This is a genomic window from Pseudomonas sp. EB271-G4-1, from assembly GCF_058791355.1.
The window spans coordinates 1-12,177 of record NZ_JBYTEO010000021.1; the positions used below are offsets into that span (position 1 = coordinate 1).

Sequence of the window (12,177 nt, forward strand, 5' to 3'; positions counted from 1 at the left end):
CCGAGTGGTGGGGCAAAGCCTTTTGCTTCCTTTTTGGCGTTTGAAAAAGGGAGTCGCCGTAAGGGCGAAACCATAAGTGGCCGTTACCGCAGCAATGGATATGCACTCCGACAGCAAATTTCACACAGGGCTTCCTGTGACGCTACGCATCACCGTTGCGCACGGCTCAATTAATGCGTCGTCAGTGGAACGCAGAGCGTCCCTGCCGGCATTCCCACGCAGAGCGTGGGAACGATCAATCGCCAGCAGGCTCGCTCCCACAAGGGATCAGGTGCACCCGTAACAGTCAGGTCGGCTATAAGGCCGCCTCGCTTTGCTGTTGATCGCGGGCGACCCACGGAGCAATGCCTTCGTTCTGGCAGTGGGGCGAAGCGAAACCCTAAGCCGCCGCTACCGCAGCAATGGACATGTACTCCAACAACAAGCGCCCGTGCCGATGCGCAACATACCCGCCCGTCACCCAATTAAAAGCCCGATGTCCATGACCGGCACTATCCCGAAGTCACGTTGTCAGTTATTGGCGCCTCTAACGACGAGATTCGTCTCTGATAGCGGCACGTCAGGCTGCATTTAGTGTTTCGCCCCTTGGGCTTACGCTCGCGATGGATTGCGTCCCGAACCGACTCATTCTTTTACGAGCGACATTCTATTGGGTTCTCTTCTCGATCCACGGCACGACATCGATGCCGCTCTATTAAGCTACCGCCGGGTGTTCTGGTCGTTGGCGCTGTTCAGTGGTGTGATCAACCTGCTGGTGCTGGTGCCGTCGCTCTACATGATGCAGGTGTACGACCGGGTACTCACCAGTCGCAACGAAACCACGTTGTTCATGCTCACCTTCATCGCCCTGGGCCTGTTGATGTTCAGCGCCCTGATCGAATGGGTTCGCGGTGTGGTGATGATTCGCATGGGCGCGGGGCTTGACGATGCCTTGGGTGAGCGGATTTTCGACGCGGCTTTCGCCCGCAGTCTTCGCGAACACAACGCCAACCCGGCGCAAGTGCTCATCGATTTGGCGACGCTACGGCAATTGATCACCGGCCAGGGCCTGATTGCGTTGCTCGATGCGCCCTGGTTGCCGATTTTTGTGCTGGTAGCGTTCATTATCCACCCCTGGTTCGGCGTGCTGACGGTGGTGCTGGCCCTGGTGCTGATCGGTCTGGCCCTGTGGGGCGAATTGGCGACTCGAACGCCTCTGGGCGAAGCCAATCGGCTCGGCGTGCAGTCCTCGATTTACCTGAACAGCTCCTTCCAGAATGCCGAAGTCATCCAGGCCCTGGGCATGCTCGGGCCATTACGCCAGCGCTGGAGCCTGCTGCAGCAGCGCATCGTTGCCGCCCAGGCCCATGCCAGCGACCGAAGCGCGCGGATCACTTCGATGACACGTTTCGTGCGCATCTCCGGGCAGTCGCTGGCCCTGGGCCTGGGCGCATTGCTGGTGCTCGAAGGCCAGTTATCGGCGGGCATGATGATCGCCATGTCGCTGCTGTTGGGGCGCGCCCTGGCACCCGTGGAAATCGCCATCGGCTCGTGGAAGCAATTCACCGCTGGCCGTCAGAGTTACCAGCGCCTGAGCCTGCTGCTTGCCCAACACCCGCGCGAGCGCCTGCGTATGCCTTTGCCGCCACCCACCGGCGCAGTACGTCTGGAGCAGGTGTACGTTGGCCCGCCCGGTGCCTCGCAACCGATCCTGCGCGGGATCAATTTCAGCCTGGCCAGCGGCGAAGTGCTCGCTGTCGTCGGCCCCAGCGCCAGTGGCAAATCAACGCTGGCCAGGGCGCTGGTCGGGATCTGGCCGGCGATGGGCGGATCGGTGCGCCTGGACGACGCCGAGATCAGTCAATGGTCTCACGACGCCTTGGGCCCCTACCTCGGATACCTGCCACAGGACATTGAATTGTTCGACGGCAACGTGGCCGACAATATTGCCCGCTTCGGTGAGCAGGACGCCGACAAGATCATCGCGGCCGGACGTCATGCCGGCATTCACGAGATGATCCTGAAGTTCCCCAAGGGTTACGACACGCCGCTGGGCCCCGGCGGGCTTGGCTTGTCCGGCGGACAAAAGCAGCGCCTGGGGCTGGCCCGCGCACTTTACAGGCTTCCGTCGCTGATCGTGCTAGATGAGCCGAACTCCAATCTCGATGAAGCCGGAGAGTTGGCGCTGGTCCAGGCTATTCGTGCGCTCAAGGCGGCCGGAAGCACCGTGGTACTGATAACCCATCGACCCAATGTACTGGCGGTGGTCGATCACATCCTGGTGCTCAAGGACGGCACCCAACAAGCCTTCGGTCCACGGGATCGGGTGCTCAAGGCATTGATTGCGGCGCCAAGGCCGGCAGCGGTCAAGGAGGCTGGCGAAGATGCATGATCTGACTCCGGGCACACAGGTGTACAGCGAGCAGCGACCGATCCTGCGCGCAAACCCGGCGCCGGCGGGTGCCAATACCGACGCGGGAAGCGTGGCGCGCTATGGCGTGGGTTTCCTGGTCCTGGCGCTTGGCGGCTTCCTGCTATGGGCCTGCTTGGCGCCGCTCGACCAGGGAGTCGTGGGCAGCGGCACGGTGGTCGTGGCGGGCGAACGCAAAGCGGTGCAGTCGTTGGTGGGTGGCGTTGTGGAAAAACTGTTGGTCAGCGATGGCGACCGCGTCAACCAGGGGCAGTTGCTGGTGCAGCTCAACACGGTGCAAGCGCGGTCACAACTCGACGTGACCCGGGGCAAGTTGCTCAAGGCTCGCAGCGTCGAGGCGCGGTTGATTGCCGAGCGCTTGGGCACAACCGGCATCCAATGGCCCGCCGAACTGCTGGACCACGCTGAAGAGCCCCGGGTCAAGGCCGCCATGGCCTTGCAGAGCCAGCTGTTTGAGACCCGTCGCGCAGAATTGGGCAGTCGCTTGCAGATCATCGAACACGAAGCCGCGGCCTTGCAGCAGCAATTGCTTGGCTACGAAGGCGTCAAGCGCAACTACGACACGCAGATGCGCTTCCAGCAGCAGGAGCTCGAAGGCCTGCGTGAGCTGGCTCGCGAGGGCTATGTGGCACGCAACAAGCTGTTCGAGGCCGAGCGCAACGCCGCCCAGATGGCCGGGCAAATCGCTTCCGGGGTGGGCGATATCGGCCGGACACGCCAGGCGATCAATGAAAGTCGGCTCAAGGCCTTGCAGGCGCAGCAGGAATTTCGTCGCGATGCTGAAATCCAGCTCAGTGAAGTCTCGGCCGAGGCGTCAGGCTATGCCGATCAGATCCAGGCCTTTGAGTTTGAAGTCGACAACGGTGCGATCCGGGCACCGGTGTCCGGGCAGGTAATGGACGTGAGCATTCATACGGTCGGCGGCGTTGCGCAGGCCGGTCAAACCCTGATGCAGGTGGTGCCGCTGGATGCGCCGATGGCGATCACCGCGCGTTTCGAGCCGTTGATGGCCAATAAATTGCGTCCGGGGCTGCCGGTGCACGTGCATTTCACGGCGCTGCAACGGGTGGACACCCCGACGGTCACCGGCACGGTGACGACGGTGTCGGCCGACCAGTTGATCGATGAACAGACCCACCAGCCGTATTTTTCCGCCAAGGTGGAAATTCCCGCAGACACCGTGGTGTTGCTACAGACCGCCGGCCTGCTGGTGCGCCCAGGCATGCTGGCCGACGTCACGGTGGTCACGGGTGAGCGCACCTTGATGAACTACCTGATGAAACCCTTGCGCGAACGCTTGCTCGCAGCCTTCAAAGAGGAATGAGCATGACCGTACGGTTCCGTTATAGCGCCCGCCTGTTGCTGAGTCTGTGTACCGGTTGGGGAGCATTCAGTCCCGTCTGGGCGTCCCAGGAGGCACTGAGCCTGACCGCCGCGTACGATGCTTCGCGCGTCAACGACCCGACCGTGCAATCGGCCGCCCATGCCTTTGAGGCGTCGACCCATGAAGAGGCGATCGGCCGCGGTGGCCTCTATCCGCAAGTGTCGCTGACGTCGCGCTACGGCTACGGCGGTCGTACCGATGGCGGCGATGACAGCAGTTACGTCAACAGTAACGATTACCAGTCGAACAATGTCACCCTGGCGGCGCAGCAACCGCTGTACGACAAGGGGCGCTGGGCGGCGTATCAGGAAGGCAAGGCGCGTGGGCAATTGGGTACCCAATTGTTCGACGTTGCCGGCCAGACACTGTACGACCGGGTTGCGAAAGGATACTTCGACGTCGCCCGGGCCGAGAACGAGATCAAGTTGATCGCCCAGCAAAAGGCCGCCATCAACGGGTTGGTGACGCAGAGCAAAAAACTCTACCAGGGCGGGCAGGGCGCGATCACCGATGTTGATGAAGCCCAGGCCCGGCTCGACCTGGTCGAAGCCCAGGAGGCCGAGGCCCAGGCTCGTCGGGTGGCGGCGTTGCGGGCATTGTCCGGTCGCGCCAGTGTCGCCATCGATGACATCCAGGCGATGGACGAAGAACTGCCCGCTGGCACCCCGATACCGCCGGAACGGGATCTGTCGTACTGGACGGACATTGCCCGTGAAGCCAACCCCGAGCTGGCAGCGCGGCTGGCGGCGGTGAAAGTCGCCGAGGCCCAGGCCGACAGCCAACGCGCCGGGCATTATCCGACCTTGTCGCTGACCAGCCAGCTGAGTCGCCGGGAAAACCGTCAGTATCAGGAGCAAGACCCGCGACAGGACGCCTATTACGTGGGGGTTCAACTGGATATCCCGTTGTATAGCGGCGGTGCGGTGCGTGCGTCGGTGGCCAAGGCCGAGGCCCAGGTGGCCGGCGCCCAGTCCGATTATGATGTACAGCGCCAACAATTGGCCGAGGATATCGAGGCCGACTACCTGGGTGTGGTGGCCGGATTTGCCAAGAGCAAGGCCATGCAGCGGGCGGTGGAGTCCAATCAGCGGGCGCTGATCTCCACTCAAAAAGGTTTCCAGGGTGGCGTGCGATCCACGGTGGATATTCTCGATGCCCAGCAGCGGGTGTTCCAGGCACGACGGGATTTGCTCGATACCAAGCTAGACATGCTGCAAAGCTATGTAAGCCTGCACACCCATACCGGCCAGATGAACCGGGCAGTCCTGGAGCAAGTGCAAAACCTGTTCTGAGACATGAAGCAAGGGCAAGATTGACGCCTGCCTCCCCTCAAAGTGCAAATCCCTGTGGGAGCGGGCAAGCCCGCTCCCACATTTTGATTTGTGGTTGTCCTTGGATTTGTGGGCACGACAAACCACCTGTGGGAGCGGGCTTGCCCGCGAAAGCGGTGGGTCGGTCAGCATCCATGCTGGATCTGCCACCGCTTCACGAGCGGGCTCGCGCCTACAGGTGTTGACTCATGCGGTGAAATCGCTGGCGTGCAGCTCCTTGACCCCCACCAGTGCGAACTCGAACTCCGGGGTGGCGTCGGCGTTGACGCTGCCGTAGAGAATGCCATCGGCAAAGCGCAGCTGGCCGGTGGCGTTGGCAGGGTCGAACGCGTTGCTGCCGATGAAGGTGAAGGTATCGACAGTGGCGGTCAACGGGTTGGCGTCCAGGCCGGTGAAATCCAGGTGATCGCCCTCAGTGGTCTTGAAGCCATTGATCACATCGCGCAAATCCCCAATACCCATGTCCGACAGCGCACCAAATGCGTAAGTGTCCGCACCCGTGCCACCGGTGAGCGTGTCGGTGCCTGCTCCGCCGATCAAGCGGTCATCGCCGGAACCGCCCACCAGCGTATCGTTGCCCGCACCGCCATTGAGTACGTTCGCCGCGCTGTTGCCCGACAGACTGTCGGCGTAGGCACTGCCGGTCAGGTTTTCGAAGAACTTCAAGGTGTCGAGCCCTGAACCCACGGTGTTTTGTTGCGCTGACGTCGAGAGCGTGACGGTGACACCGGACAGGGCGCGTTCGAAAGACACGGTGTCATTACCCTCGCGCCCGTCCAGCACATTGTTGCCCGCTGCGGCGAACAGTGTGTTGTCCAACGCATTGCCCGTTCCGTTGGCGGCGCCGGTGCTATCGATATACAGGTTTTCGACATTGGCACTGAGGGTGTAGGCCGCCAAACTGCTGTGCACGCTGTCGATACCTCCTGGCACCGGATTGCTTTGGGCCTCGATCACGCTGTCGTCGACGTTGTCGACATAGTAGGTGTCGTTACCGTCGCCGCCACTCATGCTGTCGGCCCCTGCGGCACCATTGAGCACGTTGGCGGCGGCATTGCCGGTGATGAAGTTACGCAGCTCATTACCGTTACCGTCGATCTCCGACACACCGGTAAGCACCAGATTTTCCAGATTGGCGCCCAAGGTCCAACTGACCGAGGCCTGTACCGTATCGATCTGCGCGGGTGAGGTGTTGGTCTCAACCACGCTGTCGGATGCGTTATCGACCACATAGATGTCATTGCCGTCGCCACCGGTCATGGTGTCGGCACCCAGGTCGCCATCCAGGGTGTCATTGCCCGAGCTGCCCACCAGGGTATCGGCCTGGTCAGTACCGGAGATCATGCCGCCCTGGTTTTGAGCGTTGTCGAAAATCGCCTGAACACTATTGTTGTCGCTGGGGTCACCTTGAAACCCAAGGTCATTGGCGATGTAGTCGGCCAGGCGCTGGCCGACGATTTCCGCCGATTCCTCGTGCAGGTGCCAGACGTCGTCCGGATACACCAGCGGATCGACTTCGTAGCGCAAGGGCAGGTCGGTGTAGTCCACCGCCAGCTTGACGTCGGTGCGCTCTGCAGCGATCTCCTCTTGGACGGCGCGGACATAACCAACGCCCTCGACGATGGAGGCAATCTTCTCGGGCGAATAACCACGGGCGCGCGCCGCATCCTCCTGGTAGTGGCCGGTTTCCATCATGTACACGCTGAAGCTGCCGAACTGGGTATGCAGGTAATCAAACACCTTCAGGGTTGCCGCCTTGTAGGCCGCGGCTGCCGCCGTCTTGTCGGTGGCGCGGCCAATCTCCTGGGCGGCTTCTTCGCCTTGTCCCCAAATGATGCCCATGGTGACGTTATCGATCGATTTCAGTTCGGTCAGTTGATCTCCCAGCAACGCTACGGCACGCAATAGCGCGGGCCCCGGTTGATCGGTGTCGGTCAGCCACCAGCACAACTTGAGTTCCTCGGCGCTTAGGGTCGACAGGCCGTTGACCGTGCTACCACCTACCGCGATGTCGATACCGTTGCCATCGGCATCGGTGAACTGGCTGCGCACGTCATAAGGCGTGTAGCGGTCCAGGTCCTTGACCAGCATCGAGGTGCCGGACTGATCGTCGTCTTCGGTCATGCGCAGCAGGCGCGCATTGGATTGGCCGAGGGTGGGCAGGTAGAGGATGTCCTGTTGCGCGCGCTCACCGAACACGAAGTCGCTGGCGGTCAGGGTGTTGAGGTAATTGCCATTGAGGGCAATCTCAAAACGGTTGCCATCGGCATCCGCTTCGGCGGACTTGACGTAGGTCTTGTCGCCAGCGGCGTTGAGGGTCATGTACAGCGTGCCATTGCTGCCGTCGCCCAGACCGAGAAAGCCCAGGCCCGACACATCGATCTTGTCGACGCCTGCGGTAAAGTCATAAATCGTATCGGTGGCGGTGATTCCGCCGGTGTCGTAGTCACGGTAGCTGTCGAGCACGTCGGTGTAGCGGAAGGTGTCGGCGCCATCGCCTCCGTACAGCGAGTCGCGCCCAGCGCCACCATCAAGGATGTCCGCGCCGGTGCCGGCCTTGATGGTGTCATTGCCACCCAGGCCAAGGATCAGGTCCGCGCCCGCCGTGCCGTTGAGGGTTTCGGCATTGTTGGTGCCGGCGATGGTAGTGGCCGGCGCATCGGCCACCGCCAGGGCGAAGCTGTCGCTGACCGAGGCTCCCGATGGATCGGTGGCCTTGACCAGGACGTTGTAATTGCCGGACGCCGTGCTCAGCGGCGTGCCGCTGAACGAAAGGCTGGTGGCGTTGAAACTCAGCCAGGCAGGCAGGGCGCTGCCGTCGGCCAGGGTCGCGGTATAGACCAATGCATCCTGGTTGGCGTCGGTGAAGCTGTCACGGGCCACCGTGTAACTGAATGGCGTGCTTTCGGTGGCGTTCTGGTCGAGCAGGGGAATGGTCACCACCGGCGCGACATTGCTCGAGGTGTTCTGGCCGGCGAAGACAAAATGACTCGCCGTCAGACTGCTCACCAGGTTGCCCGCCATCGACACTTCGAAGCGGTTGCCGTTGGCGTCGACGGTGAGGTCCTTGAGGTAAGTGCGGTTGGTCGACGCGCTGTAGGTCAGTTGCAGGGTGCCATTCAGACCGTTGCCCAGGGCCGTGTAACCAAGCGCCGCCACATCGATCTTGTCGGCGGTCACGTCGAAATCGAGGATCTGGTCGCTGACGCTGGTGGAACTGGTGCGGTAACTGTCGAGCGACGAGGTGTAGCGGAACACATCGGCACCCGCGCCGCCGGTGAGCTTGTCCGCCCCCGTGCCACCCACCAGAATATCGTTGCCCGCGCCGCCATTGAGCGTGTCGTTGCCGGCGCCACCGAACAGTTGTTCATTGGCAGCGGTGCCGGTCAGGGTGTCATTGTTCGGCGTGCCGTTGATCTGCGTGGAAGAGGCCGGCACATCCTGCACCGCGAGGGTAAAGCTGTCGCTGACCGTGGCGTTGCTGCCATCCGTCGCGGTGACCTGGATAGAGTAAGTGCCCGATGCGGTATCGCTCGGTGTTCCGCTGAACGTACGAGTCGCCGCATCGAACGTCAGCCAGGCGGGCAGGGCGCTGCCATCGGCCAGTTTGGCGATGTAGCTGAGGCTGTCGTTATCCGGATCGGTGAAGCTGGTGGCCGGCACCACGTAGCTGAACGGGGTGCTTTCCGTGGCGTTCTGATCGAGCAGGGGGGTAGCCAGCACCGGCGCCTGGTTGGTCGTAGACGCCGTGGCAAAGACAAAGTTGGCGCTGGTCAGCTTGTCGAGGTAGTTGCCAGTGAGCGTCACTTCGAAACGGTTGCCATCGGCGTCGGCGGCCAGCGACTTGATGTAGGTCTTGGTGCCGGTACTGTTCAGCGCCAGGTACACCGTGTTGTTCTTGCCATCGCCCAGGCCGGTAAAACCGATGGCCGAGAGGTCGATCTTGTCGGCGCTGATATCGAAATCGGTGATCACGTCGCTGAGGTTGGCGCCGCCAGTGTTGTAGTTGCGATAACTGTCCATGCGGCTGGAGAAGACAAAAGTGTCCGCTCCGGCGCCACCGGAAAGGCTGTCCATGCCGGCGCCGCCGTCAAGCTTGTCATCGCCCGCGCCGCCAGCCAGGCTGTCGTTGCCTGCCAGGCCAAGCAAGGTGTCGGCCGAATCGCTGCCTGACAACGCGTCACTGGCGCTGGTGCCGGTGATGACTCGATTGAAGATGAAATTGCTGGCGGTCAGGGTGCTGGCGAGATTGCCCGAAAGAATCAGCTCGAAGCGATTGCCGCTGGCGTCGGCATCGTAGTCCTTGATGTAGGTACGGTCATTGCTGGCGCTGTAGCTGACCTGCAGCGTGCCGCCACGGCCATTGCCCAGGCCGGTGAAACCAAGGCCGGCGAGGTCGATCTTGTCCTGGGTGACGTCGAAGTCGGTGATCGTGTCATCGAAGCTTGCTGTGGCGTTGCGGTAACTGTCGGACTGCGAGGAGAAACGGAAGGTATCGGCGCCGGTACCGCCCGTGAGTTTGTCGATGCCCGCACCGCCCACCAGAATGTCGGCACCGGCTCCGCCGTTGATGGTGTCGTTCCCGGCTGCGCCGAAGAAGATCTCGCTGGCGGTGCTGCCCAGCAGGGTGTCGTTGCCAGCCGTGCCTTGCACAGTGGTCATCGGCACCGTGGCACTGGCGTAGCTGCCGTCGCCATAGACCAGCGTCGCGCCTTTGCTGGTGTGGCTGATGGTGTTGCCGACGATGGCGTTGCGATCGGTGCCGTCTTCATTGCGCTCTGCAACGCCATAGGTCGACAGGTCGCTGCCGCTGATGCTGTTGCCCTGGATCGTATTGTCACTGCCGTTGAAGTACTTGCCGGACACGCCCAGGGTGTCGTCGTAGGACTGGATGATGATTTCCGGAACGGGGTTGCCCAGGGAGTTGTTGTTGAGCGTGTTGTCGATGATCTCGACGTGGTTGCTGCCGTAGATGCGCACCCCGGCGCTGGCGTTGTCGTGGATATCGACGCCAGTGACCGTCACCTCGCTGGACAGCTTGATCAGCACCCCTTCGGCGCCGTTGCCGTACACCTCGCCACCGGTAATGGTGATATTGCTCGGGGAGGGAATGTCTTCGCTGCCGCGCTGCACCACGATGCCATTGCCGCCGTTGTCGTAGGCAATGTTATTGGTCAGGGTGAAGTCGTGGGTGCTGGTAACGACGTTGAAACCGTGCCGGTCGTTATCGTAGGCAATGTTGTTTTCAAAGGTGCTGTCGCTCAGGAAGTCAGCGACGAAGCCATCCAGGCCATTGCCGTGGGACACGCTGTTCTTGATGACCATGTTGACGGTCTGCTCGTGGGGATCGAAACCATACCCGGAGCAATCCTTGATCTCGACGCTGTCGAGGGTGACGTTGGAATCGTAGCCTTCTTCGCCGGGAATGTAGCCGTTGAACCATCCGTCGACCTTGCCCGTGGTGTTGTCGCGGTTGCCGTCGATGGTCAGATTACTGACCCCGAAATCGTGGGTTTCCTCACCATAGGCGGAGCGGATAACGCCCGTGATCTTGGTGTCGGAGCCGTCGGCCACCTTGACGTTGGTGACGCCCATCCCGTCGCCGTACAGGTAGACGTTGCTCTTGAGCATCAGGCAACCGTCTGAGGGTTCCGTCCCTGCGGAAACGATGTAGGTTCCGGCTGGCATATACACCTGACCGCCACCAGCAGCAGCTGCCGCATCAATGGCACTCTGTATCGCCGCCGTGTCGTCGGTACTTCCATCGCCTTTAGCGCCAAAATTTTGTACGTTGAATATCATTAACTTATCTCCGTAACAGGCTAAACCGCAGCGCACGCCAATATTCCATCGACGATCAGCTTGTTAGGACTCGGAGGAACGCGAAAGTTATGACCGCATATCGGAAGTACGGGAAAACCACGAATATAAATGATCAGTGGTCGGAAGGGCCTTTGCTGGAAAGGCCGTTCTCTTGACGTTGCCGGGGGCGGCAAACCCCCTATTTGCAGTTGCCTGCCTTTCGATATCCCGCCGCCTGAGCTTCAGATTCTGACGTGAAGGAGACCTGATTTTTCGCGGACATCTGAGCATACCCGGGGCACCCGATGGAGAGGTGGTAGACCTGGCTATTTCGGTTGCCAATGATCAAGCCTGCGCCGGTCGCGCTGGCCAAGGTTGGCTGGGCTGCTGTTCGCGGAGGATTAACAGGAATGGCGCTAACCACCCCATCACCCACGGCCTTGTATCCTTGCGACCATCGACGCTCGCCCGTTACGAATGGATTGGAGTGCCCCATGATCGCTGCAATGCGTCGATCCCGCTCTATTTCCCAAGGCGAAACCGGGTACTGCTTGTCCCAAGCCATCAGTAGCTGTTGCTGCTGGCGTGACATGCTCAGTTTGTATCTGTCGAACATGTAAAAGGTTGTTCGGGCAACCAGCCCTTTGACCTCGTCACGCGGTTCCGCAGCATGTTGGTCGAAATCCACCCGCGTCTTGCATTGGCCATACTGCGGCGCTATCCCGGCGGCCATGCCGTAGTTGAAATTACTCCGGTCGCCGTTCACCTCTCCAACAGAGGGGTACAGGTTGAACAGGTCTGCTTCCATTGCTCGAAACACAGGATCATCGTCTACACAGTGTTCGCGCCCGCCGTTCTTCCAGCATTGGCGTTGGTTACCGAACGTCCAGGCGGGAACGATGTGTTCCCACTCAGTCCGCTGCGCACGATTCTCGTGTTTCCTGGCCTTGAGGCCGCATGATTCGGCATCGATACGGCCACCCGACTTACCGACCCACGTCCATTTGCAGCCGCAATAGAGCTCGCCCATGGCGCTGTTCGCCTGGTCGAGGTAGATCTTCTGCTTTGCGATGACCTTGGCTTCGGAGAAGGTCGATGGAGGACTGGAAAAGGCGGGGGTAATGATCGAGAGCGACAGCGCTACGATGGCAAGCAGTTTTTTCATTGGACAGCTTAAGCGATTGAAAGGAAACGCATTATACGCACGACTCGATGGCGACGGATGGAGAACCAGAAGACCCAATGGGGCC

General features: G+C 61.1%; 5 protein-coding genes. 3 read left to right on the plus strand and 2 right to left on the minus strand.

The genetic code is table 11. The annotated features are described in order from the left end of the window. Positions 1-649 precede the first annotated feature (649 nt). Genes AC3WWR_RS12495 through AC3WWR_RS12505 form a run of 3 tightly spaced genes read left to right on the plus strand, consistent with a single transcriptional unit; the run spans position 650 to position 5,086 of the window. The gene (locus AC3WWR_RS12495) at positions 650-2,371 is read left to right on the plus strand and encodes a type I secretion system permease/ATPase (RefSeq protein WP_492598732.1); all 1,722 of its coding nucleotides are present in this window, start codon (positions 650-652) and stop codon (positions 2,369-2,371) included. Beyond that, positions 2,364-3,734: an HlyD family type I secretion periplasmic adaptor subunit gene (locus AC3WWR_RS12500; protein ID WP_492598733.1), complete on the plus strand. Its 1,371-nt coding sequence runs from the start codon at positions 2,364-2,366 to the stop codon at positions 3,732-3,734. The genes AC3WWR_RS12495 and AC3WWR_RS12500 overlap by 8 nt, the downstream gene beginning before the upstream one ends. A 2-nt stretch (positions 3,735-3,736) precedes the next feature. Then, positions 3,737-5,086, plus strand: coding sequence for a TolC family outer membrane protein (locus tag AC3WWR_RS12505; RefSeq protein ID WP_151142292.1), 1,350 nt, complete (start codon positions 3,737-3,739; stop codon positions 5,084-5,086). Between the two features lie 225 nt (positions 5,087-5,311). Here AC3WWR_RS12505 and AC3WWR_RS12510 read toward each other — a convergent pair whose 3' ends face one another. Both AC3WWR_RS12510 and AC3WWR_RS12515 read right to left on the minus strand, forming a co-directional pair. Beyond that, on the minus strand, positions 5,312-10,927 hold the full coding sequence (locus tag AC3WWR_RS12510; RefSeq protein ID WP_492598734.1) for a putative Ig domain-containing protein: 5,616 nt from the start codon (positions 10,925-10,927) through the stop codon (positions 5,312-5,314). A gap of 199 nt (positions 10,928-11,126) precedes the next feature. Next, on the minus strand, positions 11,127-12,092 hold the full coding sequence (locus AC3WWR_RS12515) for an endonuclease (protein ID WP_042955351.1): 966 nt from the start codon (positions 12,090-12,092) through the stop codon (positions 11,127-11,129). Between the last annotated feature and the right edge of the window lie 85 nt (positions 12,093-12,177).

What these genes read in the sequence shown, in the direction of transcription:
- AC3WWR_RS12510 (WP_492598734.1), bottom strand. Translation starts at nt 10,927, where the DNA reads ATGATATTCAACGTACAAAATTTTGGCGCTAAAGGCGATGGAAGTACC.
- AC3WWR_RS12505 (WP_151142292.1), top strand. Translation starts at nt 3,737, where the DNA reads ATGACCGTACGGTTCCGTTATAGCGCCCGCCTGTTGCTGAGTCTGTGT.
- AC3WWR_RS12515 (WP_042955351.1), bottom strand. Translation starts at nt 12,092, where the DNA reads ATGAAAAAACTGCTTGCCATCGTAGCGCTGTCGCTCTCGATCATTACC.
- AC3WWR_RS12500 (WP_492598733.1), top strand. Translation starts at nt 2,364, where the DNA reads ATGCATGATCTGACTCCGGGCACACAGGTGTACAGCGAGCAGCGACCG.